The organism is Geodermatophilus sp. SYSU D00697, from assembly GCF_054050175.1.
Genome location: NZ_JBJGYV010000019.1, coordinates 83,357 through 107,723 on the forward strand (window position 1 = coordinate 83,357; position 24,367 = coordinate 107,723).

24 protein-coding genes and 1 pseudogene are annotated in these 24,367 nt (G+C 75.1%); 9 read left to right on the forward strand and 16 right to left on the reverse strand.

Annotated features, from left to right (window positions below; genetic code table 11):
- Positions 1-45: 45 nt before the first annotated feature.
- Positions 46-798 (reverse strand): SDR family oxidoreductase, encoded by a 753-nt coding sequence (locus ACI79C_RS17005; protein WP_456946851.1) that lies wholly within the window; start codon positions 796-798, stop codon positions 46-48.
- A gap of 239 nt (positions 799-1,037) precedes the next feature.
- On the opposite strand from ACI79C_RS17005, the gene ACI79C_RS17010 reads away from it, so the two are divergent.
- Complete coding sequence (locus ACI79C_RS17010; protein ID WP_456946852.1) at positions 1,038-1,196, forward strand: hypothetical protein; 159 nt, start codon at positions 1,038-1,040, stop codon at positions 1,194-1,196.
- 61 nt (positions 1,197-1,257) lie between these two features.
- Here the strand turns inward: ACI79C_RS17010 and ACI79C_RS17015 are convergent, their stop codons facing one another.
- Both ACI79C_RS17015 and ACI79C_RS17020 read right to left on the reverse strand, forming a co-directional pair.
- On the reverse strand, positions 1,258-1,461 hold the full coding sequence (locus tag ACI79C_RS17015; protein ID WP_456946853.1) for a cold-shock protein: 204 nt from the start codon (positions 1,459-1,461) through the stop codon (positions 1,258-1,260).
- A 587-nt stretch (positions 1,462-2,048) separates the two neighbouring features.
- Entirely contained in the window at positions 2,049-2,204 is a 156-nt protein-coding gene (locus ACI79C_RS17020; RefSeq protein WP_456946854.1) for a hypothetical protein, read from the reverse strand.
- Positions 2,205-2,491: 287 nt separating this feature from the next.
- Here ACI79C_RS17020 and ACI79C_RS17025 point away from each other — a divergent pair, with 287 nt between their 5' ends.
- Entirely contained in the window at positions 2,492-2,629 is a 138-nt protein-coding gene (locus ACI79C_RS17025; protein WP_456946855.1) for a hypothetical protein, read from the forward strand.
- Positions 2,630-2,666: 37 nt separating this feature from the next.
- On the opposite strand, the gene ACI79C_RS17030 is transcribed toward ACI79C_RS17025, so the two are convergent.
- From ACI79C_RS17030 to ACI79C_RS17045, 4 genes are all read right to left on the reverse strand, one after another.
- On the reverse strand, positions 2,667-3,248 hold the full coding sequence (locus ACI79C_RS17030; RefSeq protein ID WP_456946856.1) for a nitroreductase family protein: 582 nt from the start codon (positions 3,246-3,248) through the stop codon (positions 2,667-2,669).
- Entirely contained in the window at positions 3,245-3,568 is a 324-nt protein-coding gene (locus ACI79C_RS17035) for a DUF6092 family protein (protein WP_456946857.1), read from the reverse strand. Before ACI79C_RS17035 ends, ACI79C_RS17030 begins: the two co-directional genes overlap by 4 nt.
- The gene (locus ACI79C_RS17040) at positions 3,565-5,190 is read right to left on the reverse strand and encodes an FAD-dependent monooxygenase (RefSeq protein ID WP_456946858.1); all 1,626 of its coding nucleotides are present in this window, start codon (positions 5,188-5,190) and stop codon (positions 3,565-3,567) included. Before ACI79C_RS17040 ends, ACI79C_RS17035 begins: the two co-directional genes overlap by 4 nt.
- A 360-nt stretch (positions 5,191-5,550) precedes the next feature.
- Positions 5,551-5,748, reverse strand: a complete 198-nt coding sequence (locus tag ACI79C_RS17045; protein WP_456946859.1) for a hypothetical protein — start codon at positions 5,746-5,748, stop codon at positions 5,551-5,553.
- 175 nt (positions 5,749-5,923) lie between these two features.
- Here ACI79C_RS17045 and ACI79C_RS17050 point away from each other — a divergent pair, with 175 nt between their 5' ends.
- From ACI79C_RS17050 to ACI79C_RS17060, 3 genes are all read left to right on the forward strand, one after another.
- Positions 5,924-7,111, forward strand: a complete 1,188-nt coding sequence (locus tag ACI79C_RS17050; protein WP_456946860.1) for a cytochrome P450 — start codon at positions 5,924-5,926, stop codon at positions 7,109-7,111.
- Between the two features lie 17 nt (positions 7,112-7,128).
- Entirely contained in the window at positions 7,129-8,616 is a 1,488-nt protein-coding gene (locus tag ACI79C_RS17055; RefSeq protein WP_456946861.1) for a serine hydrolase domain-containing protein, read from the forward strand.
- Positions 8,617-8,703: 87 nt separating this feature from the next.
- Positions 8,704-9,450, forward strand: coding sequence for an HpcH/HpaI aldolase family protein (locus ACI79C_RS17060; protein ID WP_456946862.1), 747 nt, complete (start codon positions 8,704-8,706; stop codon positions 9,448-9,450).
- Between the two features lie 33 nt (positions 9,451-9,483).
- Here ACI79C_RS17060 and ftsH read toward each other — a convergent pair whose 3' ends face one another.
- Genes ftsH through ACI79C_RS17075 form a run of 3 tightly spaced genes read right to left on the reverse strand, consistent with a single transcriptional unit; the run spans position 9,484 to position 13,852 of the window.
- Complete coding sequence (ftsH, locus tag ACI79C_RS17065) at positions 9,484-11,547, reverse strand: ATP-dependent zinc metalloprotease FtsH (RefSeq protein WP_456946863.1); 2,064 nt, start codon at positions 11,545-11,547, stop codon at positions 9,484-9,486.
- 48 nt (positions 11,548-11,595) lie between these two features.
- Positions 11,596-12,582, reverse strand: coding sequence for a thioredoxin family protein (locus ACI79C_RS17070; RefSeq protein WP_456946864.1), 987 nt, complete (start codon positions 12,580-12,582; stop codon positions 11,596-11,598).
- Between the two features lie 28 nt (positions 12,583-12,610).
- Positions 12,611-13,852 (reverse strand): epoxide hydrolase family protein, encoded by a 1,242-nt coding sequence (locus ACI79C_RS17075; RefSeq protein WP_456946865.1) that lies wholly within the window; start codon positions 13,850-13,852, stop codon positions 12,611-12,613.
- 263 nt (positions 13,853-14,115) lie between these two features.
- Here ACI79C_RS17075 and ACI79C_RS17080 point away from each other — a divergent pair.
- Positions 14,116-14,352: pseudogene (locus ACI79C_RS17080) on the forward strand (DUF3616 domain-containing protein); the annotation flags it as partial.
- Between the two features lie 77 nt (positions 14,353-14,429).
- Positions 14,430-14,603 carry a hypothetical protein gene (locus ACI79C_RS17085; protein WP_456946874.1) on the forward strand — a complete coding sequence of 58 codons (174 nt, stop codon included), beginning with the start codon at positions 14,430-14,432 and terminating at the stop codon, positions 14,601-14,603.
- Between the two features lie 27 nt (positions 14,604-14,630).
- Here the strand turns inward: ACI79C_RS17085 and ACI79C_RS17090 are convergent, their stop codons facing one another.
- Together ACI79C_RS17090 and ACI79C_RS17095 are read right to left on the reverse strand one after the other, a co-directional pair.
- Positions 14,631-16,022: an MDR family MFS transporter gene (locus ACI79C_RS17090; protein WP_456946866.1), complete on the reverse strand. Its 1,392-nt coding sequence runs from the start codon at positions 16,020-16,022 to the stop codon at positions 14,631-14,633.
- A gap of 208 nt (positions 16,023-16,230) precedes the next feature.
- On the reverse strand, positions 16,231-16,719 hold the full coding sequence (locus ACI79C_RS17095; RefSeq protein WP_456946867.1) for a single-stranded DNA-binding protein: 489 nt from the start codon (positions 16,717-16,719) through the stop codon (positions 16,231-16,233).
- 231 nt (positions 16,720-16,950) lie between these two features.
- Here ACI79C_RS17095 and recD2 point away from each other — a divergent pair, with 231 nt between their 5' ends.
- The gene (gene recD2 / locus ACI79C_RS17100; protein WP_456946868.1) at positions 16,951-19,191 is read left to right on the forward strand and encodes an SF1B family DNA helicase RecD2; all 2,241 of its coding nucleotides are present in this window, start codon (positions 16,951-16,953) and stop codon (positions 19,189-19,191) included.
- A gap of 88 nt (positions 19,192-19,279) precedes the next feature.
- Here the strand turns inward: recD2 and ACI79C_RS17105 are convergent, their stop codons facing one another.
- From ACI79C_RS17105 to ACI79C_RS17120, 4 genes are all read right to left on the reverse strand, one after another.
- The gene (locus ACI79C_RS17105; RefSeq protein ID WP_456946869.1) at positions 19,280-19,648 is read right to left on the reverse strand and encodes a hypothetical protein; all 369 of its coding nucleotides are present in this window, start codon (positions 19,646-19,648) and stop codon (positions 19,280-19,282) included.
- A gap of 198 nt (positions 19,649-19,846) precedes the next feature.
- Entirely contained in the window at positions 19,847-20,047 is a 201-nt protein-coding gene (locus ACI79C_RS17110) for a hypothetical protein (protein ID WP_456946870.1), read from the reverse strand.
- Positions 20,048-20,140: 93 nt separating this feature from the next.
- Positions 20,141-20,614, reverse strand: a complete 474-nt coding sequence (locus ACI79C_RS17115) for a VOC family protein (RefSeq protein ID WP_456946871.1) — start codon at positions 20,612-20,614, stop codon at positions 20,141-20,143.
- Positions 20,615-20,904: 290 nt separating this feature from the next.
- Positions 20,905-22,425, reverse strand: a complete 1,521-nt coding sequence (locus ACI79C_RS17120; protein WP_456946872.1) for a DUF222 domain-containing protein — start codon at positions 22,423-22,425, stop codon at positions 20,905-20,907.
- A 371-nt stretch (positions 22,426-22,796) separates the two neighbouring features.
- On the opposite strand from ACI79C_RS17120, the gene ACI79C_RS17125 reads away from it, so the two are divergent.
- On the forward strand, positions 22,797-24,248 hold the full coding sequence (locus ACI79C_RS17125; protein ID WP_456946873.1) for a hypothetical protein: 1,452 nt from the start codon (positions 22,797-22,799) through the stop codon (positions 24,246-24,248).
- Positions 24,249-24,367 lie beyond the last annotated feature (119 nt).

The following is a 24,367-nucleotide window of genomic DNA, read 5'->3' on the forward strand; positions in this document are numbered from 1 at the left end:
TCATCGCCCTCCGGGGTCTCGGGGACCGGTCCGGTGCTCCGCGACCTACCGCTGGGACGCGGTGCGGAGCCAGTCCTCGAAGCGGGTGTCGAACAGGACGGCGCCCTCCCCGGGCAGGAGGGTGCGCTCCTCGATCTCGGCGCCGTAGTAGCGGCCGGAGGGATCGGTGACGACGGTGCGGGGATCGGACCGGGCGCGCAGGCCGTGCCGGACGAACTCGTCGAGCCGGAAGACCTCGGGCCCGGCGACCTCGACGACGCCGTGGAGTGGTGTGCCCAGCGCGGTCCGGGCGACCGCCGTGGCGACGTCGTCGGCCGCGATGGGCTGGACGAGCGCGGGTGGCAGGCGCACCGTGTCGCCGTCGGTGGCGGCCTGCGCGATGGGGACGAGGAACTCGAAGAACTGCGTCGCGTGGACGATCGACCAGGGGATCGGCGATCCCTGGACCAGCTTCTCCTGGGCGCGCTTGGCCCGGAAGTAGCCGATGTCGTTCGGGCGGTCGGTGCCCACGACCGAGAGCGCGACGTGGTGACCGACGCCGGCCGCGGCCGCGGCCTCGAGGAGGTTGCGGGTCGAGGTCTCGAAGAACTCCAGGACGGCGGCGTCCTCGAAGGAGGGCGAGTTCGAGACGTCGACGAGCACCGCGGCGCCGGCGAGCACGTCGGCCAGCCCCTCGCCGGTGATCGTGTCGACGCCGGTGGAGGGTGCGGCGGGGACCGCCTCGTGGCCCTGCGCGGCGAGCTTCGCGACGACGGAGGAGCCGATGCGCCCGGTACCGCCGATGACGACGATCCTCATGGTCGACCTCCCGTGCCGGCGCGGGTGCGGCGGTGGTGCGGACCCGGCCGGGTGTCGCCCGGTCCCCGGCGCCGTCGCGCCGGTCGGGACCCCGTCACCTGACGGGTCCTCGGTCCTCCGGACCCCGGTGGTGCCCGGGCCGCCGGGGGAGGAGGCACGGGCGATCGTAGGAGCGGCGCGATCCCCCGGACAACCACCGGAGCGACGCACCGGAGCCCCGTCGGGCGTGCGCGGGCCCCGTGCTCCGCGGTCGGGACCGCGAGTGCGCGGCACCGGACCGGCTGGTCGCGCGCGGCGGGAGCTGGTCGTGGCACCCGCGCGAGGTGTTCGCCGAGTTCGACACCAGCTCGCGCCGGCAGCTGCACGGGGCGCTGCCGGAGTCGGGCCCGGCCGGCTGACGAGGCGATCAGCGGAGGAACGGGGCCACGGCGGACGACGCCGTGGCCCCGCTCCCGGTGCTCAGATCGCGCGGACGTTCTCCGCCTGCGGGCCCTTCTGGCCCTGGGTGATGTCGAACTCGACGCGCTGCGCCTCGTCCAGCGACCGGTACCCGGTCCCGGTGATCGCCGAGAAGTGGCAGAAGACGTCGGCGCCGCCGCCGTCCTGCTCGATGAAGCCGAAGCCCTTCTCCGCGTTGAACCACTTCACAGTGCCCTGAGCCATGTCGTTCTCTTCTCCGTGCTGGGGGTGTCAGGACCGGCACACACCGGTCCCGGGTCGCCGCACCGACCGGCAGGACCGAGAGGAACGTCAGGCAGAGACGACTGCGGACGTTCGGGAACGAGGCAGAGGCACGACAGCGACCGACGCCGACTGTACGGGGCTGTTCGCCGGTGCGGGGGCCTGCACCCGGAACGAGAGGCAGGTCTCAGGCCGGGACGCCGGTCACCAGCGCAGGGGGTCGGTCAGCCGGGACTGGGCCGTGCGGCACGCCCGGCAGTTCCCCCACGCCAGGAGGGCCAGCGGCGTCGTGGCGGACCCGCACTCGGGGCACGCGACGGACTCGTGCGATCGCGTGCGAGCCTCGCCGAGTTCGCGGGCGCGCTCCTCGTGGATGGTCTCGTCGCCCCGGCAGGGGCAGCCGAGATGGGTGTCAGCGCAGCGTCCGCGGTGTGTGGCGATGGGGCCTCCTCCAGCCGTGTCGACGCTACCCCCGCGGTCACTCCCGCGGCCGCGCAGGACCCGCGCGCCGGGGCGCCTGTGCCGCCGGCTGGTGGTGTCACCCGACGGCGGCACCGGGGGCGCGACGTTCAGGCCTCCCCGCCCAGTTCGGCGTCGTCGAGTTCCCGCTGCCGACGCCGGTCCTCGGCGATGTCGGCGCGCTCCTCGGCGCTCCCCTCCGGGAGCTGGCCGGGAGCGCGTCCGCTCGCGGTGCGGGCGTCGGGGGACTGCGGCTCGGTGCTCACGGGCCGGGTCTCACGGTCGGGGAGCCGGCGGGCTCAGCGCTTGCCGTCCCGTGTCAGCCGTTCCATCTGCGACGTGGCGTCGGCCTTGGCCTTGCGCTCGACGCGCTTCTCCTTGATCGACTTGCCGGACTTCTTCGACATCGAGTGTCGAGGGGACTTGTCGGCCATGGGTGCTCCCTCATCGGGAACCTGAGCGGCTCCGTGCCAGGACGGTACGCCGTCCGCGGGCGTGCCGAGCGGAGCGGTGCCGCGGTGCCGGGGACCGGGAGGAGGGGGACAGTCGTGGCATGACGGATGCGGAACAGCCCCCCGAGGTGGAGCAGCGGCTGGCGCAGGACCTGGACCCCGAGCGGCACCGGAAGCCGTCCGAGGGCGTGCCCCAGGAGCTGCCCGACGACGACGCCGAGGAGGCGCCGTCCACCTGACGCAGCGGGACGCGCGACGGCCGCCCCGGGGTGGACGTCACGCGGGTGTCCCCGGCGGGAGCGCCTGCTCGGGAGGGACCCAGGTGGTCAGGTCGCGCCAGGTCAGGCGGCGCCGCCCGGCCATCGGTGCCGGTCCGCCGGCTGCGGGCAGGCCCAGGCACAGGAGCATCTCGGCGACCCAGCCCTCGGGCAACCGCAGCACCACCCCGACCGCCGCGCGGCTGAACGAGGTCACGGGGCCGGCGCCGATGCCGAGCGCGGAGGCGGCGAGCATCAGGGTCGCCGCCGCCGCGCCCACGTCGCTGTGCGGGCCGGCGGCGTCCGGGGGGAAGCCGTACTCGGCGGCGAGCCGGCGGTCGGTGCAGATCGCGATCGCCGCGGTCGGGCGCGGGAGCATGCCCGGCGACACCATCCGCAGGACCCGCAGGGTCGGGCGGTCGTCGGTCACGACGAACCGCTGGAGGTGCCGGTTGCCGGCGGTCGGTGCCCACCGGCCGGCGTCGAGGATCGCCTCGAGGGTCGCCCTCGGCACGGGGTCGTCGGTCATCGCGCGCACCACGCGGCGGCTCCGGATGGCGGCGAGCACGGCGTCGGCGTCGCCCGGGTGCGGCCCGGTCACCCGCGCTCCCCGTCGGCGAACCGCGCGGTGAGGTGCGCCGCGAGCTCCCGGCACAACTGGTCGAGGCGCGCGAGGTACTCCTCGCGGCCCTCGCGCGGCACCGCCAGCTCCGGCACCCGGGACAACGGCCCCTCCAGGAAGGCGGCCGTCGCGTCGGACGACCGGGGCGCGACCCGCTCGGCGAGCCGGCGGGCGGCGGTCAGCAGGCGCATCGGGCCGTACTCGGCGGCCTCGTCGGCCTGGGTCCGCGCGGCCGTGACGAGGTAGGCGAGCAGCTCCAGCGCCTCGTCCTCGTCCAGGACCCACGCCGGGCCGGTCACCGCTGCCCCGCCCGCTCCCGCTGCAGGAGCGCGGTCAGGTGGGCGCTCAGGGCCTCGTCGTCGGCCCGGCGGGACAGGTGGCCGAGGTAGCCGTCGGGCCGGATGAGGGCCATCCCGCGGTCCCCGATGCCGTAGCGCCGGGCCACCGCCCCCGCCGGGTCCACCAGCGCGTCCGCGGGGGCCCCGGCAGCGTCCGCGACCACGGGCACCACCGTGCCGAGGGAGCCCAGCGCGGCGCGCAGCCGCTCGAGCACCCCGGGGTCGTCGTCGGTGCTGAGGAGCAGGTGCCCGGGCCGGCGGAGCAGGTCGCCGATCCAGGCCCGACCACCGGAGACCGTGGAGAGCCCGGGGACGTCCGGCGCGTGGTCCCCGGGGGAGGCGTGCCGCAGGCCGTCCCCCGAGCCGCTGACGACGGGACTCCTGCGGTAGGCGACGGCCGTCTCGGCCAGGCCTGAGGCGACCTCGTCCTCCAGCGCCCGGACGTGCCCCAGCACGAGGAGTGCGAGGTCGCGCAGGTGGGCCGCGGCTCCCGCCGTGGCCATCGCGTCGGTCATCCGGGTCGTCGTCCGGACCACCGCGGCGCCGACCGGGTGCCGCTCGGCGTGGTAGCTGTCGAGCAGGGCGGGCCCGGCCCGGCCGGTGCTCGCCAGCGCCAGCTTCCAGGCCAGGTTCACCGCGTCCTGGATGCCGGTGTTCATGCCCTGCCCGCCCGCGGGACTGTGGACGTGCGCGGCGTCCCCGGCGAGGAACACCCGGCCGTGGCGGTACTGCGGGACCTGACCGTGGTGCACCTCGAAGTGGACGAGCCACCTCGGGTCGCTGATCTGCCACCGCGCGCCCAGCCGCTCGTCGACCAGTTGCCGGGCCTGCCCCAGGGTCGGCACGGCGCCCGCCTCGGGGGCGCCCACCTGGAACATGAACCGGCCGCGTCCGCCGGGCATCGGGAACTCGGCGGCGAGTCCGTCCGGGTGGGCGGACATGCGGATGGTGTCCGTGGACATCCCGGTGGCCACGGCCACGTCGGCGAAGAGGAAGTGCTGTCCCCGGAACACGCCTTCGAGCCGGGTGCCGACGGCCGCCCGGACCCGGCTGTGGCCCCCGTCGGTGCCCACGACCCAGCCGTACCGGTGCCGCGTGGTCCCGGTCGGGGAGGTGAGCGTGACGGTCACCCCGTCGTCGTCCTGGACCAGGTCCGCGAGGGAGATCCCGCGTTCGACGGCGACGCCCAGTTCGGCCGCCCGCGCGGTGAGGATCGACTCCGTCCGCGGCTGGGCCAGGTCCAGCACGCGCCGGTACCGGGAGTCCAGGTCCTCGGTGGTGAGGTGCACCCGGGGCGTGGCCTCCCGCCCGGTGGCGAGCTCGATCGCCGTGATCGCGACCCCCTCGGCGGCGACCCGGTCCAGCACGCCCATCGCCGCCAGGTGCTCCTGCGTGCGCGCGTGGATGACGACCGCCCGCGACTGGTCGGTCGGCTCGGGCAGGGCGTCGACGAGCCGGACGCGGGCGCCCTGGCGGACCAGCTCGCACGCCGCCGTCAGGCCCACGGGCCCCGCCCCGACGACCAGGACGGTGCCCGGGTCGTCGGCTGCCGCGACGACGGGGGCGGGGGTCGGCTCGGTCATGGGTCCTCTTCCTCGGGGGTCCGGCGCGTCGGGGTGGTCCCATGGGCTCGAGCTCGGTGGGTCCGGGTCACGGTGGCCCCCCGGGGGAGGCGAGCGGGTCCAAGGGAGGGGCGGCGCGGGTCGTCGGCGAGCCCGCGGCCCGTGGGCGTCACTGTGGACCACGAGCTCGGGCGGGGATCAAGGCCACCGTCCACCGCCCCGGCCGAGCCCCGCCGGTCTGGAGCGGTCGGCGCGCGCCGTGCTCGTGGCGTCAGCGCCCGATCGCGGTCGGTGCGCGCACGGCTCCGGGTCCGACGGGCACCCGTCCGCCGGCGTGCGCGAGCCTCCGGACCTCCGGGAGCCATGTGGGGCCGTGCGCCGCTACGCCCGCATCGTCCGCGGCCACGCGGCCACGCGCCGGGCCGACCCGCGGATCGCCACCGCCGTCCACCGTCCGCTGGCGGGCATGGCGGGCATGGCGGGCATGGCGGGCATGGCGGACGTCGTGGACGTCGGCGTCGGCACCGGGGCGTCCGAGCCGGCCGGGACGACCGCGCCGTGGAACCGAGCGCCGGCCACGCACCAGGAGGCGGACTCCTCCAGGGGCGGTGGAGCCGGGCCGGAAGTCGGTTGTCGGAGAGAGGTCGGGCGACGATCGTCGTCTCCTGCAGGGGCTCCCGCGCAGCCGGACCGGCTCTCCGTCCGCCGGCTCGACGACGGCGCGGGCACCGCCTCCGAGGGGGAGGGAGCAGCCATGACGACCACCCGACCGGCGTTCGAGGACCTGCTCGCGTGGCTCGAGGCCGGCCGCGCGCAGGGCCAGGTCCACTTCGACGACCGGCAGCAGTGCTGGCAGGTGCTGGGTCATCCCGAGGCCGTCGCGGTCCTGTCCGCCCCGGCCGTGTTCTCCTCCGACCTGACCGCGCTGCAGCCCGACCAGGACGACTTCGCGCTGTTCTCGCGCGGGAACATCGTGCGGATGGACCCGCCGCAGCACCGCAAGCTGCGCACCCTGGTCAGCCAGGCGTTCACGCCGCGGGTCGTGGCCGACCTGGAGCCGCGCATCGCCGAGCTGACCACCCAGCTGCTGGACCAGGTCCCCGAGCGGTTCGACCTGGTCGACGCCCTGGCCTACCCGCTGCCGGTGATCGTGATCGCCGAACTGCTCGGCGTCCCGACCGCCGACCGGGCGCTGTTCCGCACGTGGGCCGACGCGCTGTTCAGCCAGGAGATCGACCCCGACGAGTCACTGCGCGAGGCCGGCGAGCGGGCCGTGGAGGCCGTCGCGCCGACCATGCGCGAGATGAACGCCTACTTCCTGGACCACATCCGGTCCCGGCGGGCGTCCCCGGGCGAGGACCTGACGAGCCAGCTGGTCCAGGCCGAGGTCGACGGTGAGCGGCTGGCCGACGAGGAGATCATCGGCTTCGTCGGGCTGCTGCTCATAGCCGGGCACATCACCACCACCGCCACGCTGGGCAACAGCGTGCTCTGCTTCCAGGAGAACCCGGACGCCGCCGCCGAGGTGCGGGCCGACCCGGCGCTGCTCCCGGCCGCGATCGAGGAGGTGCTCCGGACCCGCACCCCCTTCCCTCGCCTGGCCCGGATCTCCACGGTCGACACCACGGTGGCCGGCGTGCGCATCCCGGCCGGGCAGGTGGTGCTGCCCTGGCTGACCGCGGCCAACCGGGACGAGCGCGTCTTCGCCGAGCCGCACCGGTTCGACGTCCACCGCTCGCCCAACCCGCACCTGTCCTTCGGGCACGGCATCCACTTCTGCCTCGGCGCGCCGCTGGCGCGGCTGGAGGCACGGGTCGCCCTGCGGCTGATGCTGCAGCGCTACCGCGACGTGGAGGTGGCCGCCGACGAGCCGGTCGAGCAGCGCAACCCCTGGACGATGGTGGCCGTCAACCGGCTGCCGCTGGAGGTCACGGCCGCCTGACCACCCCGCCTGCGCCCGTGCACGCCCGGCTCCTCCGGCTGCTCGCCTGCACGCTGCTCGCCTGGCTCGTCGCGACGACCGGAGCCGGACCCGCCGCCGCACAGGCGCCCGGCCCCCATGCGGCGCGGCTGACCGGCCTCCTGGAGGCCGCGCTGGCCAGGACGCGGCTGCCCGGCGTGGCCGCGGCGGTGGTCGACGGCGACCGCAGCACGTTCCTCGCCGGCCTCGGGGACGACGGGCGCGGCGGCACGGTCACGCCGCGCACCCGCTTCCGGGTCGCGTCGCTGAGCAAGTCGTTCACCGCGGTGGCCGTGCTCCGGCTGGTGCAGGAGGGCCGCCTCGACCTCGACGCGCCGGTCCGCGCCGCCCTCCCCGAGTTCGCCCCGCGGGAGGCGGCGGGAGCCGACCGCGTGACCGTCCGCCACCTGCTCAACCAGACCAGCGGGCTCACCGACGCCGGCTACCCCGGGATCGTCGACGACGGAGCGACCGACCTGCGCACCCGCGTCGCCCTGCTGCGCACCGCACGGCTGGTCGGCGAGCCCGGCACCCGGTTCCGGTACTCCGACCTGAACTACCAGGTGCTCGGCCGGCTGGTGGAGGTGGTCAGCGGGATCCCGCTCGCGCGGTACCTCGACCAGCAGGTCTTCGCGCCCCTCGGCATGACCGACACCGTGTCGCTGACGACCACCGCAGACGGCGCGCACCTGCCCCGTCTCGCCCGCGGGTCGGTGCTGCTCTTCGGCTGCCCCGTGGCCCGCGACGAGCTCGACGGTCTCCTCGCCGGGTCCAGCGGCGTGGTGACGACGGCGGCGGACACGGCGCGCTGGCTGCGGTTCCAGACGACCGGGCGCACCACGGACGGCGGAGCCCTGCTCTCACCGGAGCTGCTGGCGGAGAGCCACACCCCGCCCGACGGCGTCCCCGGCGGCTACGCCATGGGCTGGCAGCGGGTGCGGTCGGGCACCGGTCCGGAGCGGCTGGAGCACACCGGCGTGCTGTCCACCTCCTCGGCCCAGCAGGTGCTGCTGCCGGGCACCGACCTGGGGTTCGCGCTGCTCTACAACGGCAACAGCGCGCTCGCCGACACCGCCCACGTCGCCGACGGCATGGCGGCGCTGCTCACCGACCGGCCGGCACCGGGCATCCGCAGCACGCTGTGGACCGCCGGTCTGCTGGCCGCCGCCGTCCTCGCCACGGCCGTCGCGGTGGGACGGGGCCTGGTGCGGGGACCGTCCTGGGCGGCCCGTCGACGCGGCCGGCGCCGATGGGTCACCGCCGTCCGCCTGGTCCCGGCAGTCCTCCCAGCGGTGCTGCTGGCCTGCCTCCCGGCGCTGGTGCGCGCCGGTCTCGGGCGGACGTTCACCCACTGGCAGCTGGCGCTCAGCGCGCCCGCGGTCGCGGTCCTGCTGACCGTCGCCGCGGTCGGGGGCCTGGCGGTGACCGCGGTCCGGGCGTGCGCACTGGTCCGCGCCCGACCCGCCGGACGCCCCGGACCGCGCTGACGCGGACGGTCGCCTCGGTCGCGCGCGGTCCAGCCGTGGAGCAGGATCTGCGCGGCGAGGCGGACGACGGTGAGGGGTGGGCCCGGGATGGCGTCCAGCGAGGCCGACCTGCGGGAGCGGTGGTCCCGAGGGCGGGCCTGCCACGGCTTGTGGAGCCTGCTGCCCGGCGCGGTGACCGGCGAGGTGCTGGCGCGGACCGGAGCCGACTACGTCGTCGTCGACCTGCAGCACGGCGCCACGGCCGAGGCCGAGCTGCCCGGCGTCGCGGCGGCGATCACCGCGGCGGGCTCGGTGCCGCTCGTCCGGACCCGCAGCCCGGCCTTCGCCGACGTCGGGCGCCCGCTCGACCTGGGCACCCGCGGCGTCATCGTGCCCAACGTGCGCGACGCCGACCACGCCCGCGAGGTCGTCGCCGCCAGCCGCTACGCACCGGCCGGGGGGCGGTCGATCGGACGGCTCTCCGGAGGGGCCGACCGGCCGCTGGTGGTCGTCATGGTGGAGGCGGCGACCGCGCTCGAGGACCTCGACGCCCTCCTCAGCGTCGACGGGCTGGACGGCGTGTACGTCGGACCGGGCGACCTGTCCCTCTCGCTGGGGCTGACCGGCCCGGAGCGTCGGGAGGAGCTGCGCGGCGTGCTGTCCTCCATCGTCGCGCGGGCCGTCGCCGCAGGCGTGCCCGTCGGCGTGCACGCCTACAGCGGGGAGGAGGCCGCCGGCTTCGCCGCCGAGGGAGCGACCATCGTCACGGTCGCCGTCGACGTCGCCGCCCTGAGCGCGGCCGCGACGCACCACCTCGGCACGGCGCGCGGCGCTCAGGAGCCGGAGCCGCGGTGACCGGGCGGGGTGTCGGCTCGGGGGCCGGCCGGGTCACCCGTCGTGCACCGCCGCCTCCGGTGGCAGCCCCGGCGCCCGGCTCGTCCCGGCGGTCTCCCCGCGAGCGACGGCGTCCGGCGCGGCCTGTCGGGGGATCCCGGCGGCCGCGTACGCCTCGTCCTCGTCGAGGGTCTCCCGCTCGAGCAAGGCGTGCGCGAGCCGGTCGAGCTGGTCCCGGTTGTCGCGCAGGGTGCCGACCGCCTCGGTGTAGCAGTCCTCGATGAGCCGGCGGACCTCGGTGTCGACCAGCTCACGGGTGGCCGGTGCGACGCCGTCCCCCTCGAACGGCGAGCCCTGGTCGGGGCGCGGCAGGACCGAGACGGGACCGACGGCCGGGGACATGCCCCAGCGGCCGACCATCTGGCGGGCGAGCCGGGTCGCCTGGTCCAGGTCGCTCTCGGCTCCGGTCGTGACCTCGCCGTAGACGACGTCCTCGGCGGCGCGGCCCCCCAGCGCCCCGACGATGCGGCCGCGCAGGTACCGCTCCGTGTAGCCGTACCGGTCGTCCTGCGGGGTCTGGACGGTCACGCCGAGCGCCTGGCCGCGCGGGATGATCGTCACCCGGCGCACCGGGTCGGCGCCCGGGGTCAGCATGCCGAGCAGGGCGTGGCCCGACTCGTGGTAGGCGGTGCTCAGCTTCTCCTCCGGCGAGAGCATGATGCCGCGCACGGTGCCCAGCAGGACCTTCTCCAGGGCCTCGCCGAAGTCGGTGCCGGTGACCCGCTCGTGGCCGTGCGCGGCCGCCGCCAGCGCCGCCTCGTTGACCAGGTTGGCCAGGTCCGCGCCCACCATCCCGGGTGTCGCGGCGGCCACGGCGGCGAGGTCGACCTCCGGCGCCAGCGGGACGCTGCGGCTGTGCACCCGCAGGATCGCCAGCCGCCCGGCCAGGTCCGGCGCGTTCACGCTCACCCGGCGGTCGAAGCGTCCCGGCCGGAGCAGGGCCGGGTCCAGGATCTCCGGGCGGTTGGTGGCGGCGAGGACGACGACACCCTCGTTGCCCTGGAACCCGTCCATCTCGGTGAGGACCTGGTTCAGGGTCTGCTCCCGCTCGTCGACCCCACCGGCGGAGAAGGCGCCGCCGCGCGCCCGCCCGATCGCGTCGAGCTCGTCGATGAAGATGATCGACGGCGCCACCTGCTTGGCCTGGTCGAACAGGTCCCGCACCCGGCTGGCCCCGACGCCGACGATCGCTTCGATGAACTCGGAGGCGGAGATCGAGAAGAACGGCACCCCGGCCTCGCCGGCCACGGCCCGGGCGAGCAGCGTCTTACCCGTCCCGGGCGGTCCGGAGAGCAGCACGCCCCGCGGGATCCGCGCCCCGAGGCGGGTGTAGCGCTGCGGGTCGCGGAGGAAGTCGACGATCTCCCGCACCTCGTGCTCGACCTCGTCGATGCCGGCCACGTCGGCGAACGTCGTCCGCGGCCCGGCGTCGGCCTGGTAGCGGGTGGCGCGGGACCGGCCGAACCCGCCGAGGCCGGACAGGCCCGAGGCGCTGCGCCGGGCGAACCACAGCAGCAGCCCGACCAGCAGCAGGGTGGGTCCGAACCCCAGCAGGACCTGCTGGATGAGCGGGGGAGGGGCGTCCGGTGGGTCGGCGTTGACCTCCACGCCCTTGCTCTGCAGCGTCGCGAACAGGTCGTCCTCGGCGAACGTGGGCCGCTGGGTCTCGACGGTCCGGACGTCGGTCGCGGTCTCCCCACCCGAGGTGTAGGACACCGCCTCGCGCAGGTCCCCCTGGATCGCGTTGCCGGTCGCGGTGATCGCCCGCACGTTGTCCGCGTCCACCTGCGCCACGAAGAACGTGTAGGAGACGTCGGTCCGCGGCTCCGGGCTGACCAGCAGCGACATCACGACCCAGTTGACGACCAGCGCCGCGGTCACCCACCACCAGAACCGGCCGGCGCCCGGCCGTTGCGGAGGCCGGTCGCCGCTCCCGCCCGGGGCCCCCTCCACCCGCCACGGCTGCGGCCGGTCGGGTTCGGGCCGGCCGCGGAGCCGGTCCAGGAGCCCGCGCCGGGGGCGGCCGGTGTCCGGGGCAGTCTGCTGGTCGGTCGCCATCGAGCCCGCCTCCCGGCGCCGTCGGGGTCGTGGGTCCTGGTCGGGCTCTCAGCCGAAGGTGAGGACGTAGGCCTCCGCGCCCGGCGCGAGGAACTCGATCTCGAACTGCCGGTCGACGATCGGCTGCGGTTGCCGGACCAGCTGGTACAGCCGCTGCTCGGCGAGCACCCCCGTGCCCTCGTCGTCCACGTCCTCGCCGCCGGCAGGCCCCGGCGGCCGCCCGTCGAGGAGCACCCGGAAGGGCACGGACGCGCCCCGCGCCGGCGGTCCCAGGACGAGGTTCAGGTCCCGGGCGGAGAAGCGGTGGGCGATCCGCCCGCCGGCCTCCTGCAGCACGCTGGCCTCGCCGCCCACGGTCCAGGTGCCCGACAGCGCCCACGAGTTGAGCCGCAACCGGTCGGGGACCGTGTACGCGCGCGGGGCGTCGGGCGCCAGCCCGGCGGGTGAGGCGAAGTCGGTGGTGCGCGCCCAGCCGAGGTAGGTCTCGCCGGACTGCAGGTGGTCCCAGTCCGCCTCGGCCTCGACCCCCTCGCCGACGACCGAGCCGAACGGCGTGCCGGCGAGGTCGGCGCCGGTCTCGGCCAGCAGCCGCTGGATGACCATCTCCGACTGCACGAAGTCGCCTTCGCCGAAGCGGTGGTGGCGGATGCGCCCGGTCGCGTCGACGAAGTACAGCGCCGGCCAGTAGTGGTTGCCGAACGCCTCCCAGACGGCGTACTCGCTGTCGAGCGCGACGGGGTGGGTGATGCCCATGGCCTCCACCGCCCGGCGGACGTTGCCGACGTCCCGCTCGAAGGAGAACTCCGGTGTGTGGACGCCGAGGAGCACCAGCCCGTGGTCGCGGTACCTCTCGGCCCAGGCGCGGATGTGGGGGAGGGTGCGGATCCAGTTGATGCAGGTGTAGGTGCAGAAGTCGACGACGACCACGCGCCCGCGCAGCCCGTCGGTCGTCAGCGGCGCCGAGTTGAGCCATCCGGTCGCGCCGTCCAGCGACGGCATCCGGCGCTCCGTGCGCAGCAGTCCAGCGATGGCCATGTCGTCCCCCTCGGGTGCGGGAGCCGGGTCAGCGGCGCGGTTCGGGGACCCGGGGGCCACGCAGCGACCGGAAGCCCGCGCGGACCTCCTCGGCGAAGAGCTGGGGCTGTTCCCAGGCCGCGAAGTGCCCGCCGCGGTCGAGCTGGTTGTAGTGGATCAGTCCGGGATAGGCCCGTTCGGTCCAGCTGCGCGGAGCCTGGTACTGCTCGCCGGGGAAGACGCTGACCGCGACCGGGAGGGTGACGCCCTTGGCGTCGAAGAAGCCGCCCCGGTACTCCCAGTACAGGCGGGACGCCGAGACCCCGGTCCCGGTCAGCCAGTACAGGGTGACGTTGTCGAGGACCTCGTCGCGGGTCAGTTCTCCCGTGGCGCTCGCCGTCCGGTCGAGCGCGGCGGCGATCGCCGCGGCCGGCTGGCCGTCGGCGTCGTTGTGGTCGAGCAGCCAGGCCGCGAGCCCCACCGGGGAGTCCGCGATGCCGTACAGGGTCTGCGGGCGTGCGGCCATGTACCGGGCGTACTCGACCTGCCCGAAGGTCCGGATCAGCTGCTGGTAGGCGCGTCGCTCCTCGGCCGAGAGACCGGGAGGCGGCGGGTCGCCTGCCAGGGCGGCGGCGTTGACGTCGGCGGGCACGGTGGCGGGCATGTTGGTGTGGATCCCGAGCAGTCCCGGCGGTGCCTGGAGCCCCATCTGGTCGACGACGAACGCGCCCCAGTCGCCGCCCTGGGCGACGTAACGGGTGTAGCCCAGGCGCTGCACCAGCTCCGCCCAGGCGCGGGCCATGCGCTCAGGACCCCAGCCCGTACTCGTCGGCTTGCCCGAGAAGCCGTAACCCGGCATCGACGGGATCACCACGTCGAAGGCGTCCGAGGCGCTCCCGCCGTGCGCCGTGGGGTTCACGAGCGGGTCGATGATCTTGAGCTGCTCGATGACCGAGCCCGGCCAGCCGTGGTTGACGACGAGTGGCAGCGCGTCCTCGTGGCGGGACCGGACGTGCAGGAAGTGGATGTCGAGCCCGTCGATCTCGGTGGTGAACTGCGGCAGGGCGTTGAGCCTCTCCTGACACGGTCGCCAGTCGTAGTCGGTGGCCCAGTACCGGGCGAGCTGCTGCATCGTGGCGAGCGGCACCCCCTGGGACGAGTCGGGCACGGTCTCCCGCTCGGGCCACACCGTCGCGGCGATGCGCCTGCGCAGGTCGGTGAGGGCCTCGTCGGGCACGTCCACCCGGAACGGCCGGATGGCGTTGCTGGTCTCGCGTGCGACTGCGGTCATGGCCGGGGGCCTGCCCCTCTGGGCGTTCGGCGGAGACGGCGCGGACCGGAGGGCCGATGAGCGGCGGGCGCCGGCTCCCGGGGCACGGTCGGCGCTTCACGGACGGGAGCCACCCTGGTCCCGTCGCCCCGGCCGGTGTCAGGGCCGAACGACCCCGCCCGGCATGTCGGGACGCCGGGTGAGCGTTCGCCGCCTGCTCGACGGCGAGGCGCGCGCAGACGACGGCGAGGCGCTGGTGGACGACCGTCCCGCCGGCGGTCCCCGTGCCAGCGTGGACGGCAGGATCGTGGAACGGCGGGTCCCCCCTGCGGTTCGCGGAGTCGGCGCGGACGGCCGGCACCCACAGCAACCCCTCGGCCGTCCGCAGCGACGGCGCCGTCCTCTGGGTCGCCGGCGACGAGACCGTCACGGTCGAGCGTCTGATCGCCGATCCGCCGGACGAGCCGCACCGCTACGCGCAGCACACCAGTGTCCGGCTCGCCGACCTCGTGCCGCTGCCCGTAGCCGACGACGTCGCCACTGTCTGTGGGGCCTGCTCATCGACAAGCGGCACCAGGGGCGCGGGATCGGCCGGTCGGTGCTGACGCAGGTCGTCGACCTGGTGCGGGCCGATGGTGGCACCGAGCTGCTGACCAGCTACGAGCCCGGGAAGGGAGTACCGGGGCCCTCCTACGAGCGGTTCGGCTTCCGGCCCGCCGGCGAGGTCGACGACGGGGAGATCGTCCTACGGCTCCCGCTGCCCGCCGGCTGAGCTGACGGGGGTCGCGCCGGGACCCGGTCAGCCGGCCGTGACCTCGCGAGCCTCCTGCACCGACGTCTGCCCCCGGCTCCGGTCGCGCGGCATGAGGACCACGGCGGCCAGCATCGCGACGGCCAGCATCGTCGTCCCCAGGAAGACCGAGTGCACCGCGGTGGTCAGCGCCCCCGGCGCGACCCCGCTGCCGTCCACCCCCGACCCGCCGAGGGTCGCGTTGACGACGGCGCCGAAGACGGCGACGCCGACTGCGCTGCCTGCGGAGCGGAAGAACATGTTGGCGCCGGTGACCACGCCCCGCTGCTCCCACCGGACCGCCGATTGCGCGGCGATGAGGGTCGGCGCCGCGGTGAAGCCCATGCCCAGGCCCAGCACGAACGAGGTGGCGCCGACCTGGAGCACACTCGAGGACTCGTCGAGCGAGAGCAGCAGCGCGGAGCCGAGCACGACGACGGCGGAGCCGATGAGGGCTGTGGACCGGATGCCGATCCGGAGGTAGACCCGCCCGGACAGCGACGCGGAGATCGGCCAGCCGAAGGTGAGCGCGGCCAGCGCGAACCCGGCCACCAGCGGGCCGGCTCCCAGCACGTCCTGCACGAACGTCGGGACGTACGAGGTCAGCCCGAGCAGGACGGCGCCGACGCAGGCCGCGACGAGGTTGGTCGCGACGAGCAGGCGGTTGCGGAGGAGCTGCAACGGGACGACGGGGTCGGCTGCGCGGCGCTCGACCAGGACGAACGCGCCCAGCAGGAAGACGCCGCCACCGAGGACGGCGATGCTCTGCGGGGACCGCCAGGCCCAGGCCTGGCCGCCCTCGAGCAGGCCGAGGATCAGCAGCGTCAGGCCGATGGTGAGCGTCGCCGCGCCGGCGTAGTCGATCCGCGGACGCTGCCGATCGACCCGCTCGTGGAACCGGAGGGCGATCGCCGCCGCGGCGACCAGGCAGAGCGGGATGTTGACCAGGAAGATCCAGCGCCAGCTGACGTACTGGGAGAAGAGCCCGCCCAGCGTCGGGCCCACCACCGAGGACAGCGCCCAGACGCTGGCGATGTAGCCCTGCACCTTCGCGCGTTCCTGCAGCGAGTAGAGGTCCCCGACGATCGTCATCGACATCGGCTGTACCGCGCCGGCGCCCAGGCCCTGCACGGCGCGGAAGGCGATGAGTGCGCCCATGCTCGACGCGACGCCGCAGAGGACGGAGCCGACCAGGAACAGCCCGATGCCGACGAGCATCACCGGCTTGCGCCCGAAGACGTCGGCCAGCTTGCCGTAGACCGGGACGGTCACCGCCTGCGTCAGCAGGTAGACGGAGAACAGCCACGGGAACTCGGCGAATCCGCCGAGGCTCGCCACGATCGACGGGACCGCGGTGGCGATGATGGTCGCGTCGATCGCCACCAGGGCCGTGGACAACATGACCCCGACGAGGACCGGACCACGCTCGGACCGAAAGCCGACACCCGAGGACGCAGCGGTTCGCTCCACACTCACTGGACCGAGGTTAGGACCGGCCGGACGATCGGGCGGGCGGGGGCGCGGGCGCGGTGCTGCCCGCGCGCTGGGCGGTGGGCGTGCCGGCGGCACCCCGCCCCGCACGGGACGGGGTGCCGCACGCTGCTGGAGCTCAGAACGGCGGCTCCTCGCTGGGGCCGCCGACCGGCGCCGCCCAGGGGTCGGGCGAGCCGCCGCGCCCGTTCCCGGCGCGACCGTCACCGGGGCCGTTGCCGCCGTCGGGACCGCCCGCGGACCGGGCGACCTTGGCGACCGTCGCCGTCGCGTAGCGCAGCGACGGGCCGATCTCGTCGACCTCCAGTTCGACGACGGTGCGCTTCTCGCCCTCCTTGGTCTCGAAGGACCGCTGCTTGAGGCGTCCCTGGGCCATGACCCGCGAGCCTCGGGTGAGCGATTCGGCCACGTGCTCGGCCATCTGCCGCCAGCAGCTGCAGCGGAGGAAGAGCGCCTCGCCGTCCTTCCACTCCTGCGTCTGGCGGTCCAGCGTGCGCGGGGTGGAGGCGATCGTGAAGTCGGCGACCGCCGCTCCCGAGGGCGTCCAGCGCAGCTCGGGGTCGCTGGTCAGGTTGCCGATGATGGTGAGAACAGTGTCGCCGGCCATGATCCGGTCCTCCGTGTCGTGTCGGTGCATCGCTCGGGTGAGCGCGTCCGGAGGCTACGAGGACCCACTGACGATTCCGGGCCCGTCGCCCGGTGGGCGTCGAGGATCGCTGTTCCGACGCGCACTCCCGGCCGGCCGCGGGGCTCCCACAGGGAGGAGGTGACCGCGGAGTGTCCCCGGGCGGTGGGACCATCGGTCGCCGGAGCGGGTGTGTCAGCGAGGGGATGGCCGGTGGGGGAGGCGCGGACCGGGGCGGTCCTGGAGGCGACGCTGGAGCGGATCACGTTCGCCAACGCCCAGACCGGCTACACCGTGGCCCGGGTCGACACCGGGCGCGGTGGCGACCTGGTCACCGTCGTGGGGTCGCTGCTGGGCGCGCAGCCGGGGGAGACGCTGCGCCTGCGGGGCCGGTGGGGGTCGCACGCCCAGTACGGCCGGCAGTTCCAGGTCGAGGACTACAGCACGGTGCTGCCGGCCACGGTGCAGGGCATCCGCCGGTACCTGGGCTCCGGGCTGGTCAAGGGGATCGGCCCGCGGCTGGCCGAGCGGATCGTGGACCACTTCGGGACCAACGCCCTGCGGGTGATCGAGGAGGAACCGGGGCGGTTGGCCGAGGTGCCCAGCCTCGGGCCCAAGCGGACGAGGCTGATCACCGAGGCCTGGGAGGAGCAGCGGGCCATCAAGGAGGTGATGGTCTTCCTGCAGGGCGTCGGGGTGTCCACCTCGCTGGCCGTGCGCATCTACCGGCAGTACGGCGACGCCTCGATCGGCGTGGTCCGCACCCAGCCCTACCGCCTGGCCGCCGAGGTCTGGGGCATCGGGTTCCGGACCGCCGACACGATCGCCGCCGCCGTGGGCATCCCGCACGACAGCCTGGAGCGGGTCGAGGCGGGGCTGCAGTTCCTGCTCTCCGAGGCCACGGGGCAGGGGCACTGCTTCCTGCCCGAGGCCGACCTGGTCGCCCGGGCGGTCGAGATCCTGCAGGTGCCGGCCGGCCTGGTGGGCCACGGTCTGGCCCTGCTGGTCGCGGAGGAGGGGGTGATCCGCGAGGAGTTCCCCGCTGGGGACGGCGAGCCCCCGACGGTGGCGTACTACCTGGTCCCCTTCCACCGCGCGGAGGTCTCCCTCGCCGGGGGACTCAAGCGGCTGGCCGCCGCGGACGACGACCGGATGCCGGCCTTCGCCGGGGTCGACTGGGACGCGGCGCTGGCCTGGCTGCACCGGCGCACCGGCGCGGACCTGGCGCCCGGGCAGCAGGAGGCGGTGCGCCTGGCGCTGACCGAGAAGGTCGCCGTCCTCACCGGTGGTCCCGGCTGCGGGAAGAGCTTCACGGTGCGCTCGATCGTGACCCTCGCGGCGGCCAAGGGCGCGAGGGTCGTGCTGGCGGCGCCGACCGGCCGGGCGGCGAAGCGGCTGACCGAGCTGACCGGGGTCGAGGCGGTGACCGTGCACCGGCTGCTGGAGCTGCGCCCGGGCGGGGACGCCGCCTTCGACCGCGACCGGCCGCTGCAGGCCGACCTGGTCGTCGTCGACGAGTCCTCGATGCTGGACCTGCTGCTGGCCAACAAGCTGGTGCGGGCCGTTCCGCCGGGCGCACACCTGCTGCTGGTCGGCGACGTCGACCAGCTGCCCTCCGTCGGCGCCGGTGAGGTGCTGCGCGACCTGCTCGCCGACGGCACCCCGATCCCGCACGTGCGCCTGACCCAGGTGTTCCGTCAGGCGACCCGGTCGGGGGTGGTGACCAACGCCCACCGGATCAACGCCGGCAGCCCGCCCCAGGTCCGCGGCCTCGACGACTTCTTCCTGTTCAGCACCGACGACGCCGAGGAGGCCGCCCGGCTCACCGTGGAGGTCGTGACCCGGCGGATCCCCGCCCGCTTCGGCCTCGACCCCCGGCGCGACGTCCAGGTGCTCACCCCGGTGCACCGCGGGCCGGCCGGTGCCGCGGCGCTCAACGAGCTGCTGCAGGAGGCGCTCACCCCGGCCCGCGCCGACCGGGCGGAGAAGCGCTTCGGCGGGCGGGTGTTCCGCGTCGGGGACAAGGTCACCCAGATCCGCAACGACTACGACAAGGGCGTCAACGGGGTCTTCAACGGCACCCAGGGCGTCGTGACCGCCATCGACGCCGTCCAGCAGACCCTCACGGTCCTCACGGACGAGGACGAGGCGATCGACTACGACTTCGGCGAGCTGGACGAGCTGGTGCACGCCTACGCCGTCACCGTCCACCGCTCGCAGGGCAGCGAGTACCCGTGCGTGGTCATCCCGCTGACCACCAGCGCCTGGATGATGCTGCAGCGCAACCTGCTCTACACCGCCGTCACCCGGGCCAAGCAGCTCGTCGTGCTCGTCGGCTCGACCCGGGCGCTCGGTCAGGCGGTGCGGGCCACCGGCTCCGGCCGCCGGCACACCGCCCTGGCCTCCCGCCTCCGCGGCGGACGACGCACCGTCTCGGTCGCTGCACCGAGCTGACCCGCCCTCGACGCGAGGCGGCCAGGTGCCCGTGGCGGCCCACCGGGGGACAGTCGCCGGCTCGGTGCCGCGGTGCTGCGCGGTTCGCTCAGAAGCTCCGGGCGGCCAGCGAGGTCGTGGCGGCGAACAGCACGAGGCTCCCAGCGCCGAGGAGCAGCGCGCCCAGCCGGACCGCTCGCGCCCGGACACGGCGTGCGCTGAGGACGGTCGAGACCACGCCGACGACCAGCAGGACACCTTGAGCGATCCAGCCGACGTCCAGCCAGGTGCCGGCTGTCTGGCAGGGGCGGCAACTGGTGACGGTGCAGCTGTAGGTGTCCGTGCACTGGGTCATGACACCGAAGCTCGCGCCGAAGCTGCCGAGGGTGGCGAGGGTGAGCACGACGGTGAGCGAGGCAATGAGCAACGCCCGCGGGGTTCGCGGGCGGTCGGGAGCCGGACGCCGGGGCTCGTTCATCCCTACGAACGGATGCGCAGCTGCTCGTCTGCGTCCTGGGACATGGACGTCACCCTGCACGACCAGTGCCACGCGTCGCCCGGACTCGCCGGACCGTGTCCCATCCGCCGTGTCCTGGGCCGGCACCGGTCCTGTGTCGTAGCGGCCCACTCAGGGACAGTCCTGGATGGTCAGGCTGAGCGCGGGGTGGCTGCTGCCTCACCCGGATCGGCCGCTGCTGCGCGAGAGCAGGACCAGGCCGGCAACCCCGAGCCCGATCGCGACGCCGGAGCACGAGATGACGATGAGCCCGAGGGCCACACGCCCCTCCTCGAACGTGGGCACTCCCAGGCCGAGCATGACGACGAAGCCGACCACCACCGACAGCGCGCAGGCGGCGTAGCCGATCCGAGTCACCACGGCAGGCACTCTCCGGGGTCGTCTCCCGCAGAGGCAACCGCGTCCACCCAGGTCAGCGACAGGGGCGGCGCACGTGCGGGACGTGGTGAGGGGTCAGGCCGGGGCGTCGGCGTCCTGCATCGAGGCCGCGGATGCCTCGGGGCCCCGCTCCGCCGCCGCCGCCGGGTCCATCCACATGACCTGCCAGCCGTGGCCGTCGAGGTCGAAGAAGCTGCGTGAGTACATGAAGCCGAAGTCCTCGGCGCCATCCGCCTCGGAGCCGCCCGCCGTGAGCGCAGCGGCGCTGACCGCATCGACCTCGTCGCGGGATGACACGCTGAAGCTGTACAGCGCCGACGTGTGAGTGGTGGGATCGGCGATCGGCAGCTTGGCGAACTCCGCGAACTTCTCCCGACTGAGCAGCATGACGAAGGCGTGCTCCCCGACCAGCATGCACGCGGCGGTCTCGTCGGTGAGCATCGGGTTGTAGCTGAACCCGAGCTCCGCGAAGAACGCCTTGCTCCGCTCGAGGTCCGCGACGGGCATGTTCACGAACAGCATGCGGCCGGCGTGTGCGGGACTGGTCACGCTGGGTCTCCACTCTGTGGCTCGATGGCGTACGTCCTGCTGGACCGGCCCAGCCGTCGGAACTCATCGGCGGGTTCCGGCCGGGTCGGGCCGCGACGGTGGTCGCCAGGCGAGCGGCGATGGACGTCACCACCGCCGGCTCGGTCCCGATGGGTCGCTGCAGGTCTCATCGCGAGGTGTCGCTGCCGGCACGCGTTCTCGCTCGGCGGCACGCGGCCCGGCTCGGCGGCGTGCGGCCGAGCCGGGCCCCGTGGTGGCTCGCCGCCAGGGCGACGAGCCACCGCGTTGAGTCACCTGCGGTCAGAAGGGCGGCGGATCGTCGTCCGGTGGGTCGTCGTCCGGCGGGAGGGTCTCGGTCGTCGCCGGTGACCCCGGCGCGGCGGGCGCCGGTGGCTCGGGGGCGGGGAGCCGCAGGCCGGGTGGTGCGGGTGATCCCCGACGGGGTGGTCACGTGGAGGGTGCCGTCGTCCATGACGAACCGCCAACCCCGGGGACAGCGTCTCGAGCCGGTGGTGGCTCCGGCACAGGCAGCAGAGGTTGGCGCAGTCGGTCGCCCCGCCCACCGCGTGCGGGATGACGTGGTCGAGGTCGGCCCAGCCCGCCCGACCGCCGCAGTTCGGGAACCGGCAGCCGCGGTCGCGGGTGTGGACGAACGCGTCCTGAGCGGCGGTGGGTGCGTAGGCGTCGGTGGCTGCCGGCCGGTCCAGCACCGCGCAACCGCAGTCCTCGTCGGGGTGGGTACGGCAGCCGCGCCGGGCCAGCGCGCCGAGCTGCTCCGGGCTGGTGGTGGCCAGCAGGCGCCCGTCGGCGTCCGTCACCGCGAAGGTCAGCGACCCGCCCTCGGGTGCGCGCAGACCGAGGGCGCCGATGCGGGCCAACAGCGCGCGGACGTGAGCGGCGGTGACCGGCAGCCCGTTGACCTCGCCCGGCGTCGTGATGGTGCCTTCCAGGGCAGCCAGGGCCGCGGTGATCGTCACCGACGCGGTGACGATGGGCAGTCCGGAGTCGGCCGGGCGGCGGAGGAGCAGGGAGAAGACCTCCGCCCGGATCTGCCTGATCGGTCGGGGGTCGCCGTCGGCCTCGGCCATCTCCGCCAGCTGGTTGATCAGGTCGTAGGCCTCGGCGACCTCGTCCGCGGGCAGGTCAACCGTCAGCGTGCCCATGCCCTCGAGGTGGGAGGGGTACGTGCGGACGTCGGCCTGCCGTCGCGCGTCCTCCCGGCGGGCGTCGACAGCGGCGGCGTCGAGCTCGAGCAGCAGAGCCAGGGCCCGACGGCGCAGCCGCCCGGTCGACAGCTGCCCGGCCTCGGGCAGCAACCGGGCCTCGACCTGCCGGGCGACGGCCGGGCCGGCGTGGCCCAGGACGTCGGCGAGGACCTTGGCCCGCGCCTCGTCCAGCGCGCCGTCGGCCAGCGCCGCCCAGGTGCCCGGCAGGCTCTCCCGGTAGGCCCAGGCCCGCTGCGCGATGTGGGAGGCGGTCCCGCGGCCGCAGTTGAGCACGACCGCCAGCTCGGCGGTGAAGAACTCCGACACCCCGGGCAGCTCGGCGTCGGGGGCCCACGAGCCCCTGCGTGCGCCGGGGTGGCCCGGCGGCGGGTCGAGGGTGTCGGGGGTGTCGTCGGCCAGGCCGAGGACCAGTTCGGCCTCGTACGCGGCGATCGTCGCCTTCTGCGCCTGCACGCGTTGCAGCTCGGCGGCCTTCTGCTCGCGGCTCAGCAGGGCCACGGGGAGCCGGCGGTCGGGCAGCGGCTGCGCGACCGACCAGTCGAGCAGCAGCGTCCCCACCGACTGCCGGCCGCTGATCCGCGTCATGGGGAGAACCTACGGAGCGGGTCTGACAGTTCCTGGGCCTGAGCAGGGGGTTCGTGCCGGGCGCTCCGGCGATCGAGGCCGGGCCCGGGAGCCGCGGGCGGCGGCTCCTCGGGCCCTCGAGCGGTGCCGGGGCCCGGCCGCTCCGGGGCCGGGCCGCTCCCGAACCCGGCCGCTCCCGGGACCTTGCCCCGTCGGAGGGCGGCGGGGCCCCTGTTTACGCCGACAGCGAACGAGCGACACGCCGGTCGAGCGCCTGACCTGGGATTTCGTCGTTGACGTCGCGATGTGCTTGCGCGATCGCCGGGGAGATGTGTCAGCACCCGTTTCTAGCGTTCGGGTCGACATCTTCCCCGTGTCACAAGGAGCTCACCATGGCCCTTCCCGGCCTCAAGACCCGTCAGCCCACCGGTCGCGTCCCGTGGCCGTGCATCCTCCTCGAGGGCGAGGAGAAGGCGGGCAAGAGCTGGGCGCTGGCCCAGTTCAGCACCAGCGACAAGATCGGCGCGCTCTACTGGATCGACCTCAACGAGGGCGCCGGCGACGAGTACGGCGCCATCCCCGGCGCGAACTACGAGATCATCCAGCACGACGGCTCCTATGCCGCGGTGCTGGCCGCCGTCCAGGCGGTCAAGGCCGAGGCCCGTCGGGCCGCCGACGCCGGTGAGCCGCCGGTGGTCCTCGGCATCGACACCGGCTCGGCGATCTGGGACGGCCTGAAGGACTGGGCCAGTGACCGCGCGGCGAAGTCGGCCCGCAACCGCGAGCTGCTCAAGCGCGACCCCAACGCCGAGGTCACCATCAGCCAGAACCTGTGGAACGACGCCGGCTCCCGCTGGCGCAAGCTGCAGACCGAGCTGCTCACCTTCCCCGGCATCGTCGTCGTGACCGCCCGGGGCAAGGAGGTCACCGAGGTCGACGCCAACGGCCGTCCGATCGAGGGGCAGAAGACCTGGTCGGTGCAGACCCACCGGGAGTTCCCGTACGCGGCGAGCGTCTGGATGCGGCTGCGCCGCGGCCGGCGGCCCCTGCTGGTCGGCGCGCGCAGCGTGCACATCGGGATCAAGCCCAACACCGACCCGGCCAAGGAGGTCACCGACCCGGCCGCGACCGGCCGGCTGCTGGAGTGGCTGGTCTTCGACGCGCTCAAGTGCGACCCGGGCACCGCGCACGTGCGTGACCTCGTCTCCTTCCACGGCGGCGGGCTGCTCGACCACGAGCGGACCGAGGAGGCCCCGGCCGGCCGCGCGGGCGCTCGTGCCGGCGGGCGGGGCGAGCCGGACCTCGCCGACCTGGTCGCGCGCATCGGCGACGCCGCGGACGACGACGACCTGCGCGAGGTCTGGGCCGAGGCCAACCGCGCCGGGCTGCTCCAGGTCGACGTGCCGACCCCCGGCGGCTCCTACACCGTCGGCGAGCTGATCCAGGCCCGGCACGAGGAGTTCCTCGAGGCGTCGATGAAGGCCCACCCCGCCGGACGCCGCAAGGCCCCGGCCGGTGCGGAGACGCCCGCCGCGGTGGTCGAGGCCGCGCGCGCCGCCGCGGCGGCCGCCCGCCCGGACGCCGGGCAGGAGGCCCCGCCGGCGACCAACCCGCTGCTGGAGGCCTCGCCGACCCCGGACGACCCGCGGGAGCGCCGGCTCAACGCCGCGCGCCGGGGCGTGCTCGCCAGCCTGGAGACGCTGGGCGTCACCGGCGAGGAGATCGGCGCCCGGTTCGGCCGGCCCGTCGAGCAGGTGGCGACCAAGCGGCTGACCGCGCTGGTCCGCGAGGTGATCGCGACCCAGCGGGCCGGTCGCACCGGTCAGCAGGAGATCGTCGCGTGAGCACCGCCGCGGGGGGGGGGGGGGGGGGGGGGGGGGGCCCCCCCCCGCCCGGGCCCCCCCCCCGCCGCCCCCGGCCGGCCCCGGCCCCCCCCCCCCCCCCCCCCCCCCCCCCCCCCCCC

Excerpts from the sequence above, each read along its gene's own strand:
- ACI79C_RS17070 (WP_456946864.1), bottom strand. The coding sequence starts at position 12,582 with ATGGCCATCGCTGGACTGCTGCGCACGGAGCGCCGGATGCCGTCGCTG.
- ACI79C_RS17005 (WP_456946851.1), bottom strand. The coding sequence starts at position 798 with ATGAGGATCGTCGTCATCGGCGGTACCGGGCGCATCGGCTCCTCCGTC.
- ACI79C_RS17040 (WP_456946858.1), bottom strand. The coding sequence starts at position 5,190 with ATGACCGAGCCGACCCCCGCCCCCGTCGTCGCGGCAGCCGACGACCCG.
- ACI79C_RS17120 (WP_456946872.1), bottom strand. The coding sequence starts at position 22,425 with ATGACGCGGATCAGCGGCCGGCAGTCGGTGGGGACGCTGCTGCTCGAC.
- ACI79C_RS17060 (WP_456946862.1), top strand. The coding sequence starts at position 8,704 with ATGGCGTCCAGCGAGGCCGACCTGCGGGAGCGGTGGTCCCGAGGGCGG.
- ACI79C_RS17050 (WP_456946860.1), top strand. The coding sequence starts at position 5,924 with ATGACGACCACCCGACCGGCGTTCGAGGACCTGCTCGCGTGGCTCGAG.
- ACI79C_RS17125 (WP_456946873.1), top strand. The coding sequence starts at position 22,797 with ATGGCCCTTCCCGGCCTCAAGACCCGTCAGCCCACCGGTCGCGTCCCG.
- ACI79C_RS17105 (WP_456946869.1), bottom strand. The coding sequence starts at position 19,648 with ATGAACGAGCCCCGGCGTCCGGCTCCCGACCGCCCGCGAACCCCGCGG.
- ACI79C_RS17095 (WP_456946867.1), bottom strand. The coding sequence starts at position 16,719 with ATGGCCGGCGACACTGTTCTCACCATCATCGGCAACCTGACCAGCGAC.
- ACI79C_RS17090 (WP_456946866.1), bottom strand. The coding sequence starts at position 16,022 with ATGTTGTCCACGGCCCTGGTGGCGATCGACGCGACCATCATCGCCACC.
- ftsH (WP_456946863.1), bottom strand. The coding sequence starts at position 11,547 with ATGGCGACCGACCAGCAGACTGCCCCGGACACCGGCCGCCCCCGGCGC.
- ACI79C_RS17025 (WP_456946855.1), top strand. The coding sequence starts at position 2,492 with ATGACGGATGCGGAACAGCCCCCCGAGGTGGAGCAGCGGCTGGCGCAG.
- ACI79C_RS17075 (WP_456946865.1), bottom strand. The coding sequence starts at position 13,852 with ATGACCGCAGTCGCACGCGAGACCAGCAACGCCATCCGGCCGTTCCGG.
- ACI79C_RS17015 (WP_456946853.1), bottom strand. The coding sequence starts at position 1,461 with ATGGCTCAGGGCACTGTGAAGTGGTTCAACGCGGAGAAGGGCTTCGGC.